Annotated in this window: 16 protein-coding genes and 1 tRNA gene; 4 read left to right on the top strand and 13 right to left on the bottom strand. The window is 67.3% G+C overall.

All coding sequences use genetic code 11. The features are described 5' to 3' along the window. Positions 1–11 precede the first annotated feature (11 nt). From nikC to nikR, 4 genes are all read right to left on the bottom strand, one after another. On the bottom strand, positions 12–917 hold the full coding sequence (gene nikC / locus GH266_RS13420) for a nickel ABC transporter permease subunit NikC (RefSeq protein ID WP_158194274.1): 906 nt from the start codon (positions 915–917) through the stop codon (positions 12–14). Beyond that, a complete protein-coding gene (gene nikB / locus GH266_RS13415) occupies positions 914–1,858 on the bottom strand; it encodes a nickel ABC transporter permease subunit NikB (protein WP_158194273.1) in 945 nt (314 codons plus the stop codon). The genes nikC and nikB overlap by 4 nt, the downstream gene beginning before the upstream one ends. 4 nt (positions 1,859–1,862) lie before the next feature. Next, a complete protein-coding gene (gene nikA, locus GH266_RS13410) occupies positions 1,863–3,500 on the bottom strand; it encodes a nickel ABC transporter substrate-binding protein (RefSeq protein ID WP_158194272.1) in 1,638 nt (545 codons plus the stop codon). Positions 3,501–3,601: 101 nt separating this feature from the next. Continuing rightward, complete coding sequence (gene nikR / locus GH266_RS13405; protein WP_158194271.1) at positions 3,602–4,117, bottom strand: nickel-responsive transcriptional regulator NikR; 516 nt, start codon at positions 4,115–4,117, stop codon at positions 3,602–3,604. 219 nt (positions 4,118–4,336) lie between these two features. Between nikR and GH266_RS13400 the strand changes: the two genes are divergently transcribed. The 3 genes from GH266_RS13400 (at position 4,337) to GH266_RS13390 (ending at position 8,919) form a co-directional block, all read left to right on the top strand. Continuing rightward, complete coding sequence (locus tag GH266_RS13400; protein WP_158194270.1) at positions 4,337–6,190, top strand: heavy metal translocating P-type ATPase; 1,854 nt, start codon at positions 4,337–4,339, stop codon at positions 6,188–6,190. Positions 6,191–6,400: 210 nt separating this feature from the next. Then, positions 6,401–7,012, top strand: a complete 612-nt coding sequence (locus GH266_RS13395) for a hypothetical protein (protein WP_158194269.1) — start codon at positions 6,401–6,403, stop codon at positions 7,010–7,012. A gap of 98 nt (positions 7,013–7,110) precedes the next feature. Continuing rightward, positions 7,111–8,919 carry a hypothetical protein gene (locus tag GH266_RS13390; protein WP_158194268.1) on the top strand — a complete coding sequence of 603 codons (1,809 nt, stop codon included), beginning with the start codon at positions 7,111–7,113 and terminating at the stop codon, positions 8,917–8,919. A gap of 63 nt (positions 8,920–8,982) precedes the next feature. On the opposite strand, the gene GH266_RS13385 is transcribed toward GH266_RS13390, so the two are convergent. The 7 genes from GH266_RS13385 to GH266_RS13355 form a co-directional block, all read right to left on the bottom strand. Next, positions 8,983–9,059 (bottom strand) — tRNA-Arg (locus GH266_RS13385). A 439-nt stretch (positions 9,060–9,498) separates the two neighbouring features. Further along, positions 9,499–10,461, bottom strand: a complete 963-nt coding sequence (locus GH266_RS13380) for a PDR/VanB family oxidoreductase (protein ID WP_158194267.1) — start codon at positions 10,459–10,461, stop codon at positions 9,499–9,501. Positions 10,462–10,464: 3 nt separating this feature from the next. Beyond that, complete coding sequence (locus tag GH266_RS13375) at positions 10,465–11,031, bottom strand: MOSC domain-containing protein (protein ID WP_097174371.1); 567 nt, start codon at positions 11,029–11,031, stop codon at positions 10,465–10,467. An 8-nt stretch (positions 11,032–11,039) separates the two neighbouring features. Beyond that, entirely contained in the window at positions 11,040–11,423 is a 384-nt protein-coding gene (locus GH266_RS13370) for a RidA family protein (RefSeq protein WP_067224563.1), read from the bottom strand. A 38-nt stretch (positions 11,424–11,461) separates the two neighbouring features. Beyond that, positions 11,462–12,826: a TRAP transporter large permease gene (locus GH266_RS13365; RefSeq protein ID WP_244953686.1), complete on the bottom strand. Its 1,365-nt coding sequence runs from the start codon at positions 12,824–12,826 to the stop codon at positions 11,462–11,464. Beyond that, positions 12,823–13,374, bottom strand: coding sequence for a TRAP transporter small permease subunit (locus GH266_RS13360; RefSeq protein ID WP_158194266.1), 552 nt, complete (start codon positions 13,372–13,374; stop codon positions 12,823–12,825). The genes GH266_RS13365 and GH266_RS13360 overlap by 4 nt, the downstream gene beginning before the upstream one ends. Positions 13,375–13,377: 3 nt before the next feature. Beyond that, positions 13,378–14,430, bottom strand: coding sequence for a TRAP transporter substrate-binding protein (locus GH266_RS13355; protein WP_158194265.1), 1,053 nt, complete (start codon positions 14,428–14,430; stop codon positions 13,378–13,380). 301 nt (positions 14,431–14,731) lie between these two features. Between GH266_RS13355 and GH266_RS13350 the strand changes: the two genes are divergently transcribed. Further along, positions 14,732–15,310, top strand: a complete 579-nt coding sequence (locus tag GH266_RS13350) for a helix-turn-helix domain-containing protein (protein ID WP_158194264.1) — start codon at positions 14,732–14,734, stop codon at positions 15,308–15,310. 88 nt (positions 15,311–15,398) lie between these two features. Here the strand turns inward: GH266_RS13350 and trpB are convergent, their stop codons facing one another. Both trpB and GH266_RS13340 read right to left on the bottom strand, forming a co-directional pair. After that, a complete protein-coding gene (gene trpB / locus GH266_RS13345; RefSeq protein ID WP_158194263.1) occupies positions 15,399–16,613 on the bottom strand; it encodes a tryptophan synthase subunit beta in 1,215 nt (404 codons plus the stop codon). Continuing rightward, the gene (locus tag GH266_RS13340; RefSeq protein ID WP_158194262.1) at positions 16,610–17,302 is read right to left on the bottom strand and encodes a phosphoribosylanthranilate isomerase; all 693 of its coding nucleotides are present in this window, start codon (positions 17,300–17,302) and stop codon (positions 16,610–16,612) included. The genes trpB and GH266_RS13340 overlap by 4 nt, the downstream gene beginning before the upstream one ends. Positions 17,303–17,316 lie beyond the last annotated feature (14 nt).

Here is a 17,316-nt window from a genome sequence, read left to right as displayed (position 1 = left end):
GGACGCGGGGCTCAGTGACAATGGTCCGCCCTCAGATGCGGGTCGAGACGGTCGCGCAGCGCGTCGCCCAGGATGTTGAACGCCATCACCGAGACGAAGAGCGCCAGGCCCGGCCAGAAGATCAGCATGGGCGCGGTCCAGACGAACTGGCGCGCATCGCCGATCATCACGCCCCATTCGGCAGTCGGCGGGGCGACGCCGAGGCCGAGGAAGGAGAGACCGGAGACATGCAGCATCATGTGGCCGATATCGAGCGTGGCGAGCACCAGCAGCTGCGACAGGGTGGCGGGCAGCAGGTGGGCGGCGAAGATGCGCAGCCGGCTCGCCCCGGCAAGGCGGGCGGCGAGCAGGTAGTCGCGATGGCGCAGCGACAGGACGATGCCGCGGACGATGCGCGCATACCAGGCCCAGTGCGACAGGGCGATGGCGATGACCACGTTGACGAGGCCGGTGCCGAGCATGCCGATCATGAACAGGGCCAGCACCAGGGTGGGGAAGGTGAGGAACACGTCGGTGACGCGCATGATCAGCTGGTCGGTGCGGCCGCCGATGAAGCCGGAGGCGCCGCCGACCACGATGCCGAGCACGAGAATGAGCGCCAGCGTCAGCGCGACGACGCCGAGCGAGACCCGCACGCCGGCAATCAGCCGGGAAAGGATGTCGCGGCCGAGATGATCGGTGCCGAGCCAGTGGACGGCATCGGCGCCCTGCAGGCGCTGGGTCAGGTCGATCGCGTCCGGATCGTGCGGCGAGATCCAGGGACCGGCGAGCGCGGCGACCAGCAGCAGGGCGACGACGGCAAGGGCGATGCGCACCGGCCAGCGGCCGGAGAAGGGCGCGGCCAGCCGGGAAAGGAGACGGCGGGAGGGACGGGCGGAAGGACCCCCAGCAGGGCCAGAGAGCGGCAGGTCGGTCATTCCACCCCCTCCGCCGACAGGCGGATGCGCGGGTCGGCCAGCGCATAGACGATGTCGACCACGAGATTGCACAGCATGAAGATGGCGACCATCGCCAGGGTGAAGCACTGGATGACCGGATAGTCGCGGTTGAGGATGGCCGAGACGGCGTAGCGGCCGACGCCGGGCCAGCCGAAGATGCTTTCGATGATCAGGGTGCCGCCGATCATCTCGCCGACATGCATGCCCATGGCAGTGATGACGGGCAGCCAGGCATTGCGCAGCACATGGGCGCGCTCGACCCGCCGCTCGGGCAGGCCGCGCAGCCGCGCATAGCGCACATGCGGCTGGCCGGCAGCCTCCAGCATGCTGGCGCGCAGCAGCCGGGCGTTGATGGCGAGCGACATGAACGAGATGGCGAGCGCCGGCATCACCAGATGGGCAAGCCCGCCACGCCCCATCGCCGGCAGCCAGCCGAGATGGACCGAGAACAGCAACACGAGCAGAAAGCCGAGCCAGAAATTCGGCATCGAGACGCCGATGAAGGCGATCAGCCGCACCAGGTGGTCCGGCCAGCGCTCGCGGTGGCGCGCCGCCCAGATGCCGAGCGGCACCGAAAGGCCGATGGTCAGCGCCAGCGCGACACCGGCGAGCTGCAGCGTTGCCGGCAGGAAGTGCAGCAGGTCCGGCAGCACCGGGCGCTGGGTGGCATAGGAGACACCGAAATCGAGCCGCACCGCCTTGCCGAGCCAGTCGAGATACTGGGTCAGGATCGGCCGGTCGAGCCCGAGCATCATGCGCGCGTCCTCCAGCGCCTGCGGCGTCGGCGGCACCTTGGACAGGCGCAGATAGTCCATCGCCGGGTCGCTCGGCCCCAGCCGCAGCATCAGGAAGACGACCAGCGAGGCGCCGAGCAGCATCGGCACCAGCAGAAGGACGCGGCGGAGGATGAACCCGGCCATCGGCTCAGTCCGCCGCCGGGGTCAGGCGGTCGAAGGGGATCTCGCTCGACATGGCGCCGAAGGGCACCTCTCCCACCGACCGGCGCGCGGCGGCGACGGCGGTGACATAGGTGAGCGGCAGGTAGACCGCCTGGTCGTGCAGGCGGGTGAGGAGATCGCGGTAGATCTGCTGCCGCGCCGCCTCGTCGGTGGTGACCAGCACCTTGCCGATCATCGCATCGATCTCGGCCTTGTCGGCGAGGCCGAGCTGGGCCTGGTAATCGGCATGGGAGGGCAGGCGCATGGAGCTGACGAAGGCATGCGGATCGTAGGGCGCGCCCCAGGTGCGGTTGAAGATCATGCCGAAGCGGCCGTCGCGCTGGCGGGCATAGATGCTGCTCTCCTCCTCGCCGGTGAGCAGGACCTCGATGCCGACGCGGCGCAGGTCCGCCTGGACGATCTCGGCCATCGACTTGGCGACCGCATCCGTGCCGACGAAGCAGAGCTCGATGCTCAGCCGCGCGCCGTCCTTCTCGCGGATGCCGCCGTCGTCGGGTGCGGTCCAGCCGGCCGCCTCCAGCAGGCGCCGCGCCTCGTCGAGGTCGTAAGGATAGGGCGCAAGGCCGATATCGGCATACGGCACGTTGGGCGCGAACAGCGTGTCGGCACGGCGCTGGGTGCCGTAGAGCACGGTCGCGATCATCGTGTCCTTGTCGACCGCGTGGCTGATCGCCCGGCGCACGGCAAGATCGCGCGTGGCGCCGCGATTGCTGTTGAGCGCCAGGACCCGGCTTTCCAGCGGCTCCGACAGGGCGGCGGTGATGCCCGCCCGCTCGCCCATGGAACGAAAACGCTCGAACGTGTCGGGCGAGATCGGCCCGTCGGTGCCGTAGATCAGGTCGATCTCGCCGGTCTCGAAGGCGATGGCGCGGGTGTTGGGATCCGGGATGACCTTGACGGTGACCGAGGCATAGGCCGGCCTGTCGCCCCAATAGGCCTCGTTGCGCGCAAAGACGTCGCGCTCGCCGAGCGAGGTCTCGGTGAGCAGCCAGGGGCCGGTGCCGACGGGAGCGGCGATGCCGTCCTTGGTGCCGCCGTCGACGAATTGCGAGGGCGCGATGAAGCGGAAGGGGCGGGGCAGCGCCAGTTCCTGCAGCACCGGGTAATAGGCGTCCTTGAGCGTCAGCCGCAACAGATGCGGGCCGGCGACCTTAGCCGAGACGATCTGGTTGGCGAGCTCCAGCCAGGCATGGCGGGACCGGTTGGCGAGGATCGCGTCGAAATTCGCCTTGGCGGCGGCGGCATCGAAGGGCTCGCCGTTGGAAAAGGTCACATCCTCGCGCAGGGCGAAGGTGTAGACGCGCCCGTCCTCCGACACGTCCCAGGAGGCGGCGAGCCAGGGCACGACCGTGCCGTCCGCGCGGTAGCGCACCAGCGGCTCGTAGACCATGGCCTGCGCGAACATCTGGTTCGGCGAATAGAGATGCGGGTTGAGCGGGCCGACATTGAGCGGCCAGGAAAAGGCGAGATCCGGCCCGTCCGCGGCGGCAGGCGCCGACGAGAGGGGGACCGGAAGGGACACCAGGGTCGAGGGGAGAATCAGGCCGGCAAGAAGGGCGGAACGGGCAAGAGCGCGCGCTGCGCCGCGAAAAACCTCGAACATCGGTCGCTTTCAGGGCAGGAGAGACGGTGTGAGTTATTTCAATAACATCATACCGCCCCATCCGGTCAAGCTCCCCTACCGGTCAAGGCGCGATTGGAAGGTCAGCGGTCGCGGCCGGGCTCGTTGTCCTGGTCGTGCCCGTGGGTGTGCCCGTGGGTGTGATGGTGGGCATGGGGCTGGCCGCGCAGCAGCAGCGTCTCGCCGGGCGCGGCGGGAAAGACATGCAGGCTGCCGTGGCGCACGCCGCGCTGGCTGGTCACGCTGTCGGCGAAGCGGCGCAGCTCGCCGGCGGTGCCGGCCAGGATCGACACTTCCAGGCAGTTCTCGGCGCTGACATGGACATGGGTGGTGGCGACCGACAGGGCGTGATGGGCGTGATGGTTGTCGGTCAGGCGGTTGGGCAGGTCGCGGATGCCGTGGTCGTAGACATAGGTGAGCGCGCCGTAGCAGGGGCGGTCGTTGTCGAGCTCGCCGTCCGGGCCGATCGCCTCGCGCGCCAGCGCCTCGCGGGCCATGTCGCGGAAGATCTCGGAGCGGCTGGCATAGCCGCGCTTCTCGCTGAGGGCGTCGATCTCCCGCAACAAATCCTCGTCGACCGTGATCGTGATACGTTCCATGACACCTTTCCGTTCCGCCGTGCGGCGGGACCATAGCAGAAGCGGACGGGCGATGCTGCCCCATCCGGGTGACAGAGGGGGGGCGACAGCGAGAAACACGCCTGCGACAGGCATGCGACGCCGGACAGGCTCGACGGGCCCGCCGCCGCGCGCGATGATGCCGCCAGCCACGCGCGAGAGGCCCCGGCGGGCCGCGCGCCAGCCAAAGGGAATTGCCGCATGGAGCGCAGCGCGACCGACCGTTTCAAGACGGCGATCCTGATCCTTGCCGTTGGCGGACTGGTCGGCGGTCTCGTCCTTTATCTGGCCGGCCAGGGCGAGACCGCACGCCTCGTCTGGTTCGCCGGCGTGGTGCCGGCGCTCGTCGCGCTGGTCGTGGAGATCATCCGCAGCATCGGGCGCGGCGAGGTCGGCCTCGACATCGTCGCGGCGCTGTCGATGAGCGCGGCGCTCGCCTTCGGCGAAACGCTGGCGGCGGCCGTGGTCGCGGTGATGTATTCGGGCGGCACCTTCCTGGAGAGCTTTGCCGAAGGGCGGGCGCGGCGCGAGATGCACGACCTGCTGTCGCGGGTGCCGCGCACGGCGACGCGCTATCGCGGCGGCGCGCTGGAGGATGTGCCGCTCAGCGAGATCCAGCCCGGCGACCGGCTGCTGATCCGGCAGGGCGACGTGGTGCCGGTCGACGGCACGCTGACCTCCGCTACCGCCTTCCTCGACACCTCAGCGCTGACCGGGGAATCCCTGCCGCAGCGCCTGGCGCAGGGCAATGAGGCGATGAGCGGGTCGACCAATGCGGGCGAGGCATTCGACATGACCGCCACCCGCCGCGCGGCGGAAAGCACCTATGCCGGCATCGTCCGGCTGGTGGAGGCGGCGCAGCGTTCCAAGGCGCCGATGTCGCGGCTCGCCGACCGCTGGTCGCTGGGCTTTCTCGCGGTGACGCTGGCCATTGCGCTCGGTGCCTGGTGGGCGACGGGCGACCCGATCCGCGCCGTCGCCGTGCTGGTGGTGGCAACGCCCTGCCCGCTGATCCTGGCCGTGCCGGTGGCGCTGGTCGCCGGCCTGTCGCGGGCGGCGCATTTCGGCGTGCTGATCAAGGGCGCCGGGCCGCTGGAGGCCATGGCGCGCATCCGCACGCTGATCCTCGACAAGACCGGCACGCTGACCGACGGGCGGCCGCAGATCGTCGCCATCGAGGCCGCGGACGGCCTGGGCGAGGCGGAGCTGCTGCGCCTTGCCGCCTCGCTGGACCAGGCCTCGAAACACCCGGTCGCCCAGGCCATCGTCGCCGCCGCGCGCGAGCAGGGCCTGGCGCTCGCCGTGCCGCTGGCGGTGAGCGAGGCCGCCGGCGAAGGGGTGAGCGGCGAGGTCGAGGGGCGCGCGGTCGTCGTCGGCGGCCACGGCTTCGTCACGGGCTTCGTCGCGCGGCTTGTCGGCGAGAAGACACCGGGCCCGCTGCCGGAGATCGCCGCCGGGGCGGTGGTCGTCGCGGTGGCGGTGGACGGGCGGCTGGCCGGGCATCTGGTGATGTCGGACCCCTTGCGCGAGGGCGTCGGCGCCATGCTGGCCGGGCTGCGGCGCGGCGGCATCAAGCGGATCCTGCTGGCGACCGGCGACCGGGCGGACGTGGCCGAGCGGGTGACGCAGGGGCTCGGCCTCGACGGGCTGCGCGCCGGGCTGACGCCCGACCAGAAGGTGCTGCTGGTCCTCACCGAACGCAAGAACGGCCCGGTGATGATGGTGGGCGACGGCGTCAACGATGCGCCGGCGCTGGCGGCGGCCGATGTGGGCGTTGCCATGGGCGCGCGCGGGGCGGCGGCCTCGGCCGAGGCGGCGGACGTGGTGCTCCTGGTCGACCGGATCGGGCAACTCGGCGCCGGCATGACGATCGCCCGCGCCGCGCGGCGGATCGCGCTGGAAAGCGTCGTCGCCGGCATCGGCCTGTCGGTGCTGGGAATGTTCGCCGCCGCCTTCGGCTACCTGACGCCGGTGCAGGGCGCCCTGCTGCAAGAGGTGATCGACGTCGCCGTGATCCTCAACGCCCTGCGGGCGCTGCGCATCCGGCCGGAGTGAGGGGGAGGGGACTGAGCTTTGATTCTAATGTATCATGAGAGAGATCGTGGACAAATTCTTTCTATCCACTCCCGAACAGCTATTCCGATAAACAACATCGCCGACGGTGAGCGTGTCGATAATCTTGGGATCGTCAAGTCCGAAACGTTGTTCGGAGATAGATTCACGATTATAATCGTTTGAATATAACTGCAACTATGAGTCGGCCAAGTGACGCCATTCAGATACCGCAGCCGCATCAATGAATTCAGCGAGGCGTTCACCAAACAAGTCGCGGCCGAGCTGCAGAAGCGGCGCGACGAACTCATCTCCCCCCGGAATTCACAGAAATTCTCGCATGGCCGAATGTGGAAGACGAAGGCTACGGGGTACGGCGACGATGCCGGCGAAATGCAGGCGATTTCGGTCGAATTCTTGTCCCGCTTCGACGATGTCGTCAACCACGACCTGGCCAAGTTCGTTGAGGCGAGAAACCGTTTGGTCGCGGGGCTGATGACGCAGTTCCAAGCTTCCCTCTACCAGACGATCAGCCAGTCCACCGAGAAATCGGGAAATACAATTGTCGTCGGCCCAGGGCAGTCTCCTGCCGAGGCCTTCTTGGCCGCTCTTGAGATGATCGAATTTGGCATTGACGAGAATGGCGAGGTCAGTCTGCCGCAATTTCACATGGGACGAAAGGCCATCGCCGACCTCGAAGCACAGGGACCGGAGTTCACCGAGCGAGTCGAACAGGTGAAGGCCAAGAAGTGCAAAATCGCCAGACAGCGGGAAAGCGAGCGACTTGCGAAATTCCCTCCGGCTTGGGAAGGAGACGCGCTCTGAGAGTTCTGATCGCCATCGGTTGCGACGCCTACGACAACTCGCCCCTCCAGCCCCTTGCGGGCGCGGAGAACGACGCAGCGACAATCTTCGAGCACCTCGTGGCAAAGAACTGGGGTGAGTACGATCAGGCGCAGTCGAAGCTGCTGCTGTCGCCGACGATGGCGGCGTTGAGATCGACCATCGAAGTCGCGCTCTTCTCCGGCCCGCCCATCGAGGAACTGACGTTCTTCTTTGCCGGACACGGCGGCGTGAAGGACAACAGCTACTTTCTTTGCCTGAAGGATACCGACGTCGGCCGGATGTCTCTGAACGCCCTGTCGATGCCACAGCTCTTCGGCTGGATAACCGAGGCGAAGATTCGTCACACCAACCTGATTGTCGACGCCTGCCACGCAGGCGGCGTCGTCCATGACATCGGCGTCCTCCTCAACCCCAATGTCATTGGAAAGGCCGGATCATTGGCTATTTCGATCCTGGCAGCGGCGGGTTCCGACCAATATGCAGGAGAGTCGGATGGAAACGGGCACTGCACGAGCGCACTTATGTCGTGCCTGAAAGGAGAAACACCCGTTCAGACAACCCGGCCGTCGCTTGACCTAGTTGAGGTCGGACAAGTCGTGTCAAGGACGATGCAGGGAACAAAGCAGTCCCCGGTCTGCTGGGGGATCAATCTCTTCGGCATTTCCCAACTCGCGAAGAATCCGCGCTTCTCCGGAGGTAGCGCACACATCAGCGAGACGTTCCCGGGTTTGGCGTCGGACGGCGCAGGCAACGAGCATATCCGCGCGGCTTCGGACGCAATCTGGGAGCAGTATCTATCGCTCACCAGAGAGTTCGACGCCGAGCAGTTTCTAGATGTCATCCAGCCAGTCTGCGCGAAACTGGAGGGGGAGCCCGCAGTCGCTGCCGCTTTTATAATGGGACTGGCCACGACCTTCGGCGCCCGCATTGCCGCAACGGGCGATCATTTCGACGTTGCTAGGCTCCAGTCAGCTTGCGCGGTCGCACTTCTGCCGATGGCGGCGTCCAGCACGCACTGCACCGATGCAATCATGCAACTATCGAAAGGGGTCGTAGAGTCGATCGACGAGGGGACCGATCAACTTTTGGCTGACTTGACCGAAGACACTTATGCGTTGCTCTCGAAGGACAGCGGCATCGCCGACTTCTACTTCCTGCCACTGCGGTTGATGAGCATCTTGGGTTGGCTCGGTGCCGCGGCCCACATACAGACCATCACCGGTGGGAGCACAGCGGCAACCGCTCCAAAGGCTGCCGACCTCGTGCGCCTGATAATGGCGCATTACAGTAATTCGATCGTGCCAGTGTCTGACGAGATGACTCCGTTCTACGTGTCTTTCGCGGCGGCAGCCAATGTCCTGGGTTGCGAGGAGGAGCTGGAAACGATTTCTGGCCTTCTGCTCACATTTCTTCATCAACGGGGCGGGTGGATCGCCGATCCAGGGCTGAGCGGCAAGGAGGCGATGCAGTTTCTGACTGCCGTGACCGAGGAACGTTATAATGACTTCCGGACCATCCTGGCCAATCCGACCAGCCTCTTGCCGGCGGTGCTTTTGGTCATGGACCGGAGCGGGCTGGCTGATATCGCCGACGGCGCGATGAAGGGCTTCGACCACGTAAACATAAACATTTTCGTCCCCAAAGACTTTACCACATTCGGAGCAGTCCTTATCGAGGACGGGACCAACTTCTCGCTGAACATTGGCCACACCGTGTTCAGCGTCAGTGATCTCGTGGCCGAATGGTCGAAGATCGAAGAGCATCTAAGCGCCGACACGATACTGGCGTCTCCCGCAGTCCGCATCTCCAGTGTTCTCGCTTCCCTGCTGCGTCCGGATCGCGCCGCATGGTTTCTCGTCGCCGCACAGACCACCAACACGCCCTAGTCGGTCAAACCTGCGCGGCTCGCTACTTCTCCCCGTGCAATCGTATGAAATTTAAGAGGAATTTGGCGCACCCGACAGGATTCGAACCTGTGACCTCTGCCTTCGGAGGGCAGCGCTCTATCCAGCTGAGCTACGGGTGCTTCCGGCGGGGTGGGCCCGCGGACGCGGTGCCTGTTCGACACCGGGGATGCGAAGCGTTCTTACAGGATCGCGCCAGCCGCATCAACCAGCGAATTGGCCCCTCCCGCCGCACGGGATAACCGGCGGCACGCCGCCACGGCGCGCAGGCAGCGGCAAGGCCGGCAGGCGGGCTCCCGCGGCCGGGCTGAACGGCCGGCTGAGGCCCAAAGAGGCCGTGAGCCGGCAGGCTGTCGGTCTGCCGCCGTCCATCGGCTCCGGTTGCCCGCAGACGGAAGGCCGGCAGAGACCCGCAGGGACCGCAAGGAGGCCGCAAATTTGCTGCTGCCATCTGCTTCGCCCAGCCATCGCTGGCAGGAGACAGACCAGCCAGCTCAGCGCCGCTGGCCGATGCGTCGAAACAGACCGCAAGCTCCTCATTGTTCCGCGCGGGCCGCCCTCCTACAGATCGAGGACGATGCGGCCGCGGCCGCGGGAAACGCAGGGCATCAGCCGTGTCTTCTGGCGCCTGGGGTCCAGCACCACGTCGCGGTGGACGACCTCGCCTTGCAGATAGCCGCATTCGCACGAGCCGCAGACGCCGGATTCGCACGAGGTCGGCAGCGCGATGCCGCCTTCCGCCAGCACGGCAACGAGGCTGCGCTCCGCCGGGACGGAAAGGACCGCGCCGGTGGAGGCGATCACCGCCTCGAAGGGCTCGGGCACGAAATCACCGGGATCGAGCGCCGCGAACCGCTCGGTATGGAAACACTCGGTCGGCCAGCCGCGCGCCGCCACCGCCGCCTCGACGGCCTCGGCAAGGCGCGGCGGCCCGCAGACGAGGACGTCGGCCTCGGCAGGCTCGGCCGCGAGCACAGTGGACGCATCGAACCGGCGCCCCTCCTCCGGGAACCAGGTGACGAGACGGGAACCGCAAACGGCCGCGACCTCGTCCAGCAGCGGGGCGGCGGCGCGCGACCTTGCGCAATAATGGAAGGCGAAGTCGGCGTTCTGATGGGCGGTTTGGTGGGCAAGCCGGCGCGCCATCGCCAAGAGCGGCGTGACGCCGATGCCGCCGGCAACGAGCAGCGTGCGGCGGGGCGCCTCCGGCAGCTCGAAATGGTTGCGCGGGGCGGCGACCGTCAGCAGCGCGTCCGGCGCCAGCGCCGCGTGCAGCCAGGCGGAGCCGCCGCGCCCGGCCTCCTCCCGCCGCACGGCGATGAGGTAGTGGCTGCGGTCGTCCGGGTCGCCCCAGAGCGAATAGTGCCGCACGCCGAGCCCGGGCACATGCACATCGACATGCGCCCCGGCGGTCCACGCCGGCAATTGCGGCCGGCGCGGATGTTCCAGGCGGATCGCGAGGACATCGCCCGCTTCCCGGCGCAGCTCCGCGACCTTGAGCTTCATGACGAGCCTCGCGACCATGGCTCAGTCCAGCATCTCGATGGTGTCGCCGGGGCGGATGGTGCCGCCCTTCTCGATGCCGCAATTGAGGCCGGAGCGGTTGTAGAGCGGCAGGAAGACCTCCATGCCCAGCAGCGTCTCCAGATACTTGCACGGGAAGTTGAGCCGGCCGCCGCGCAGGATCACCTCGCCGACGCGAAAGCGCCGGCCGACCAGATGGTTGAGCGGCACGCCGCGCACCGTGAGATTGCGCCGGTGATCGACCGGCTCCAGCACCACGGGGCCGGACTGGAGCGGGGGATCGTTGCGGGCGAGCGCGTCCAGCGCCTCCTGCTCGATCAAGGTCACCTCGCGCACGTCGGGACGGGCGGAATAGGTGCCGGTGCCGAGGAAGTAGCGGTCGCCCTCGATGCCGCGGCCGGCAACGCAGACCGCCTCGTCCAGCTCCTCCATCTCGAAGCTGGCTTCCGGCGCGATGTGGATGTGCAGCAGCTCGCCGGTCCAGCCGGTGACGCCGCCCTGCCGGCCCAGCGCATCGATCGCGGCCGGGTGGCTGAAGGCTTCCATCATTTCGGGTGCTTCGCTTGCCATGACGGACCTCACTTCACCCGGACGGCGACGGCTTCGATCTCGACCAGCGCATCCTTGGGCAGGCGCGCGACCTCGATCGCCGAACGGGCGGGCGGCTCGCTCGGGAAGGCCTTGGCGTAGACGCCGTTCATGGCGGCGAAATCGTCCATGTTCTTCAGGAACACCGTCGTCTTGAGCACCGAGGCGAGCGAGGCGCCGGCGGCTTCCAGCACGGTCTTGAGGTTGTCGAGCGAGGCCTGCGTCTGCGCCTCGACGCCCTCCACCAGCTGGCCGGTCGCCGGGTCGATGGGCAGCTGGCCGGAGACGAAGACGAGATCGCCATAGGCGACGGCCGGCGACAGCGGCACGCCGGGAACGGTGACGGAGGGCGGGGCGATGACAGTACGGGACATGCGTTTCCTTTCGGGTTGGACGGGGCCCGGCGCTTGCTTCAGTAACCGAGGGCGCCGGGCAGCCAGAGAACCAGCGCCGGGAACAGCAGGCAAAGCCCGAGGCCGGTGAGCTGGAGCAGCGTGAAGGGGATCACCCCCTTGTAGATGTCTCCCAGGGTGAGATGGGCGTGGCCTGCCTGCCGCAAGTAGAACAGCGCCGGCCCGAAGGGAGGGGTGAGGTAGGAGGTCTGCAGGTTGACCGCGACGACGACCGCGAACCACAGCAGCAGCTGGTCGGAGGGCACCGTGTCGCCGAGGTCGAGCGACATGACGATGGGCCGGAAGACGGGCAGGATGATCAGAGTGATCTCCAGCCAGTCGAAGAAGAAGCCGAGCAGGAAGATGATCGCCATCAGCAGGACGACGAGCGTCCAGTCATGCAGGTCGAGCAGGTCGATCACATGGATGATGGCGTCGTCGCCGCCGAGCTCGCGGAAGACGTAGGAAAACAGCGTCGCACCGCAGAAGATGCCGAAGATCATCGCATTGGTGAGCGCCGTGCCCCGCGCCACCTCGCGCAGGAGGGCGAGGCTCAGCCGGCCGTTGAACAGGGCAAGCAGCGTTGCCCCGAAGGCGCCGATGCCGGCGGCCTCCGTCGGGGTGGCAAGACCGCCGACGATGGAGCCGAGCACGAAGACCACCAGCAGGGTGGGCGGCACGAAGCCCTTGAGCACCAGCATCCAGATGTCGCCGGCGGCCTCGTCCCCCGGCTTTGCCATCCGCGGCATGCGGTCCGGCCGGATCAGCGCCATGACGACGATGAAGACCAGGTAGAGGCCGGACAACAGCAGGCCGGGAACGACCGCGCCGGCGAAGAGATCGCCGACCGGGATCGCCAGCATGTCGCCCATCACCACCAGCATGATCGAGGGCGGGATGAGGATGCCGAGCGTGCCGGAGGCGGCGATGACGCCGGAGGTCATGCCCTTGTCGTAGCCCCGGTCGACCATCACCGGCAGGGCGAGCATGGCCAGCATCACCACCGAGGCGCCGACGATGCCGGTCGTCGCCGCCATGATGGTGCCCATCAGCACGACCGCGAGCGCCAGCCCGCCGGGCACCCGGCGCATCAGCACCGAGAGGATCTCCAGCAGGTGGCGGGCGACGCCGCTCTTTTCCAGCATGATCCCCATGAAGATGAACATGGGGATGGCGACGAGGACGAGGTTCTCCGCGATCGACCCCCAGATGCGGCTGACGATGAGGAACAGCTGCATGGGGTAGAACATGTCGAGCGCACCGCCGAGGGCGGCGAAGGCAAGACCGACGCCGGCAAGGCAGAAGGCGACCGGAAAGCCGGAGAACAGGATCAGCACCAGGCCGCCGAGCATGGTCAGCGGCAACACGACTTCGAACGTGCTCACAGGCCCACCTCCTCGTGCCGGGAGGAAGGTGCCGGCGGGGGCGCGGCCCCCATCAGCCGGGCGATCTGCTCTACGATGACGCCAAGCGCTGCCGACAGCAGCGCGGCGAACCCGACGAGCAGGGCCGACTTGATGATCCAGCGATGGGAAAGGCCCGTCTGCGAGGCCGAGGCTTCGCCGAGCAGGTAGGAGCGCTCCACGAAAGTCCAGCCGTAATGGAGGACGATCACGCAGAACGGCACGACGAAGAGCAGCGCGCCGAGCAGCTCGACCACCGCGACGGTCGTCTCGCCGAAGCGGGTCTGCAGCACGTCGATGCGCACATGCTCTCCCTCGACATAGGCATAGCCGAGGGAGAAGAGGAACAGAGCGGCATGGAAATGCCACTCCAGGTCTTGCAGCTTGGTCGAGCCGAGCACCACGAAGCGGCGCGTGATCACATCCACGACGACGGTCAGGATCAGGAGGACGACGAACCACGCCGCCGCCTGTCCCAACCGCCGCGCGAACGCCTTCAGGATTTGGGCCGAAGCCAGAAGGAGGGTCATGGCTTACTTGAGGTATCCCAGGTCCTTCCAGGTGGCGTAGTCCGCCCGGAAGCCGGCAAAGCTCTCGTAAGCCCGCTTGAAGTCCGGATCGGCCGCGACCTGCTCGGCGATGACCTCGTCGGCCGCCGCCTTGAGCTTGGCCAGGTCCTCGTCCGACCAGCGGTGCAGCTGCACGCCCTTTTCCTGCAGCTCCTTGAGCGCCGGCAGCTGGATCGCCTCGCCCTCGGCGATGCCGTAGCGCACGTTGTCGCCGCAGACGGCCTCGATCTGGGCCTGCTGGGTCTCGCTCAAGGCGTCCCAGCGGTCCTTGTTGATCATCAGGTCGAAGAAGGTCGACTGCTGGTGCCAGCCGGGGAAGTAGTAGTGCTTGGCGATCTGCCAGAAGCCCATGTTGAGGTCGATGGCCGGCTGCACGAATTCCAGGCCGTCGATGACGCCGCGCTCCAGCGCCGGATAGACGTCGGGCGCCGCCAGCAGCTGGGCCGAGACGCCGAACTTCTCCAGCGCCTTGGCGCCGAGGCCGAAGAAGCGCAGCTTGAGGCCGGCGAGTTCGTCCACGCTCTTGATCTCGTTGCGGAACCAGCCGGAACCCTCGGGCGCCAGCATGCCGCACATCACCGACTTGATGCCGTGCTTGGCGTAGATCTCGTCGAAGATCTCCTTGCCGCCGCCGAAATAGAACCAGGCCATGTATTCGGGCGAGGACGGGCCGAAGGGCAGGGCCGCGAAGACCTGGAGCGCGGGCACCTTGCCGCCCCAGAAGCCGGGGGTGGAGAAGGCCGCGTCGATGGCGCCGACGGAGACGGCATCGAAGGTCTCGAGCGGCGGCACCAGGGCGCTGGGTTCGAAGAAGCGGATCTCGATGCTGCCGCCGGAGACCTTGGCGATCTGTGCTTCCAGCCGCTTGCCGAGCGTGCCGAGCTGCGGCAGCGAACTGGAGAAGGTGCCTGCCATCTTCCATTTGACCTTGGCGTCCTCGGCCTTTGCCACGGTCCCGAATGCGGTCGTCGCCAAAAGCGCGATCGCGGCTCCACGCAGAAGTCCAGTGATCTTCATGTGTCGTCCCCTGCATGCCCGATTTGTAGACAACGTTGCCTAATAGGCAACCAGAAAATCGGCCGCCGGGCGTTTTCGCGGCCTGTGCGGCAATATGAGCAAGGGTTATGCCAGATTTACCGAGGGCGTCCCTCTGGACGCCCCGAACATCGTTGCCTATAGGACAAGGCTCGTGATTTTGCCCGGCCTGCCGCGAAAACCGCAGCGTCTGTTTTTCCGGCCGGGCGCCGGTATATTGGCCGGGCCGGGACAGCCCCCGCGAGGAGGCGGCGCCGCCCGGCAGGAGAGGATGACGCTTTAGATGGCACGCGATGCGGCGGAAAAGCTGACCCTGCCGACCGGGATCGGTCTCGGCAGGGCGATCAGGACATTGCGGCAGGAGAAGAACCTGTCGCTGTCGCAGCTGGCGCTCGATGCGACGCTCGACAAGGGCTACCTGTCGCGGGTCGAGCGCGGCATCAAGGTGCCGTCGATCGCCATCATCCTGCGCATCGCGACAGCGCTGGAAGTGTCCGTCGCCCAGCTGTTCGGCGCGGCGGAGGAGCACAAGCTGGTCTTCGTCACCCGCGCCGATGCGCGCGGCGAGCTGACCGCCCGCGACGACAGCTATCACATGCGGCTGCTGACCCAGGGCCATGGCAGCTCGGGGCTGGAAGTGTTCCTGATGTATCCGCCGGACGAGCTGCGCGAGGAGCCCGAGGCCGAGCACCGGGGCGAGGAGCTGCTGTTCGTCGTCGAGGGGCGGGTGGAGATCTCCTTCCCGGAGGAGAACATCGTTCTGGGCAAGGGAGACTCGGTGCAGTTTCCCGGCCCGCTGCGCCACCAGGTGCGGCGGCTGGAGGAAAACACCTGCGTGCTGATCGCCGTCAGCGGCCCCTGAGCAGCCCCTCCGGCAGCGAACATGCAAAAGGCCCCGGCGATCTCCTCGCCGGGGCCTTTTTTCGAAGGTCGAGCCGAAATAAGGCGGCTTACAGGTCGAAGCCGAGCAACTTGCCGACCGTGAACACGTCCTTGTCGCCGCGCCCGCACAGGTTCATGACGATGATCTGGTCCTTGTCCATGGTCGGCGCCAGCTTCATCACCTGGGCCAGCGCATGGGCCGGCTCCAGCGCCGGGATGATGCCCTCGACGCGGGTCAGCAGTTGGAACGCCTCCATCGCCTCGTCGTCGGTCACCGGCACATAGGTGACGCGGCCGGTGTCGCGCAGCCAGGAATGCTCCGGCCCGATGCCCGGATAGTCGAGGCCAGCCGAGATCGAATGGCCCTCGAGGATCTGGCCATCGTCGTCCTGCAGCAGATAGGTGCGGTTGCCGTGCAGCACGCCGGGCTTGCCGGCATTGAGCGAGGCGCAGTGCTCCTCGCCCTGCAGCCCCTTGCCGCCCGCCTCGACGCCGTAGATGGCGACCTGCGGATCATCGAGGAAGGGATGGAACAGGCCGATGGCGTTGGAGCCGCCGCCGACGGCGGCGACGAGAGCATCCGGCAGGCGGCCTTCGGCCTGCATCATCTGCTCGCGGGTTTCCGTGCCGATCACCGACTGGAAGTCGCGCACCATCTCCGGATAGGGATGGGGGCCGGCGGCGGTGCCGATCAGGTAGTAGGTGTCGGCGACATTGGTCACCCAGTCGCGCAGCGCCTCGTTCATCGCGTCCTTGAGCGTGCCGGCGCCGGCGGTGACCGGGACGATCTCCGCGCCGAGCAGCTTCATGCGGAAGACGTTGGGCTTCTGCCGCTCGACGTCGGTGGCGCCCATGTAGACGACGCAGGGAAGGCCGAAGCGGGCGCAGACGGTGGCGGTGGCGACGCCGTGCTGGCCGGCGCCGGTCTCGGCGATGATGCGGGTCTTGCCCATGCGCCGGGCCAGCAGGATCTGGCCGAGGCAGTTGTTGATCTTGTGGCTGCCGGTGTGGTTGAGCTCGTCGCGCTTGAAATAGATCTTCGCGCCGCCGAGTTCGGCCGTCAGCCGCTCGGCGAAATAGAGCGGCGAGGGCCGGCCGGTGTAATGCGTGTTGAGGTTGTCGATCTCGGCCTGGAAGGCAGGATCGGCCTTGGCATCCTTGTAGGCCTGCTCGAGATCGAGGATCAGCGGCATCAAGGTCTCGGCGACGTAGCGGCCGCCGAAAATGCCGAAATGGCCGCGCTCGTCCGGACCGGAGCGGAAGGTGTTCTGCTGGATCGTCATGCGCTGCGTCCCTGTTCGGCGGCGTCAGACGCCGCTCCCGGCACCGCCCGGCGTGCAGCCGCGACGAACGCCCTGATGAGTTCCGTGTCCTTGACGCCCCGCGCGCGCTCCACGCCCGAGGAGACGTCGACGTCGCGGATCCCACCGATGCGGACCGCCTCGCCGACCGTCGCGGCATCCAGCCCACCGGAAAGCATGAGCGGAACGCCGAGGTCAAGGCCCTTGAGCAGGCGCCAGTCGAAGCTGACGCCGTTGCCGCCCGGCAGCACCGCGCCCTTCGGGGGCTTGGCATCGAAGAGCAGCCGGTCGACATGGGCGACATAGGGCGCAGCAGTGGCAATGTCTTCAGCCGCCGAGATGCCCAGCGCCTTCATGATCCTGATGCCGTGCCGCGCTTTCAGCTCCGCGCAGCGCGCCGGGCTCTCGTGGCCGTGGAGCTGCAGCCAGTCGGGCCGCACGGACGCAACGACGGCGTTCAGCAGCGCGTCGTCCGCATCGACCGTCAGCGCCACGATCTCCGCCCGCCCGCGGGCGCGGGCTGCAAGGGCGGATGCGACTTCCATCGACACGTTGCGCGGGCTCTTTTCGAAGAAGACGAGGCCGATCATGTCGGCCCCGGCTGCAAGCGCGGCGTCGAGCGTCTCTTCGGTCGACAGACCGCAGATCTTGACGAGGCCGCGCGTGCTCATGGCGTCGACCCCGC

This window comes from Stappia indica (assembly GCF_009789575.1).
Taxonomy (GTDB): Bacteria; Pseudomonadota; Alphaproteobacteria; order Rhizobiales; family Stappiaceae; genus Stappia; species Stappia indica_A.
Note: the sequence above shows the minus strand (reverse complement) of the source record. Positions and strands in the feature narration are given on the sequence as shown.

Coding starts and splice junctions, on each gene's coding strand:
- GH266_RS13375 (WP_097174371.1), bottom strand. CDS start 11,031: ATGGCAAGCGAAGCACCCGAAATGATGGAAGCCTTCAGCCACCCGGCC.
- GH266_RS13380 (WP_158194267.1), bottom strand. CDS start 10,461: ATGGTCGCGAGGCTCGTCATGAAGCTCAAGGTCGCGGAGCTGCGCCGG.
- GH266_RS13400 (WP_158194270.1), top strand. CDS start 4,337: ATGGAGCGCAGCGCGACCGACCGTTTCAAGACGGCGATCCTGATCCTT.
- GH266_RS13340 (WP_158194262.1), bottom strand. CDS start 17,302: ATGAGCACGCGCGGCCTCGTCAAGATCTGCGGTCTGTCGACCGAAGAG.
- nikC (WP_158194274.1), bottom strand. CDS start 917: ATGACCGACCTGCCGCTCTCTGGCCCTGCTGGGGGTCCTTCCGCCCGT.
- GH266_RS13355 (WP_158194265.1), bottom strand. CDS start 14,430: ATGAAGATCACTGGACTTCTGCGTGGAGCCGCGATCGCGCTTTTGGCG.
- GH266_RS13360 (WP_158194266.1), bottom strand. CDS start 13,374: ATGACCCTCCTTCTGGCTTCGGCCCAAATCCTGAAGGCGTTCGCGCGG.
- nikR (WP_158194271.1), bottom strand. CDS start 4,117: ATGGAACGTATCACGATCACGGTCGACGAGGATTTGTTGCGGGAGATC.
- GH266_RS13350 (WP_158194264.1), top strand. CDS start 14,732: ATGGCACGCGATGCGGCGGAAAAGCTGACCCTGCCGACCGGGATCGGT.
- GH266_RS13370 (WP_067224563.1), bottom strand. CDS start 11,423: ATGTCCCGTACTGTCATCGCCCCGCCCTCCGTCACCGTTCCCGGCGTG.
- nikB (WP_158194273.1), bottom strand. CDS start 1,858: ATGGCCGGGTTCATCCTCCGCCGCGTCCTTCTGCTGGTGCCGATGCTG.
- trpB (WP_158194263.1), bottom strand. CDS start 16,613: ATGACGATCCAGCAGAACACCTTCCGCTCCGGTCCGGACGAGCGCGGC.
- nikA (WP_158194272.1), bottom strand. CDS start 3,500: ATGTTCGAGGTTTTTCGCGGCGCAGCGCGCGCTCTTGCCCGTTCCGCC.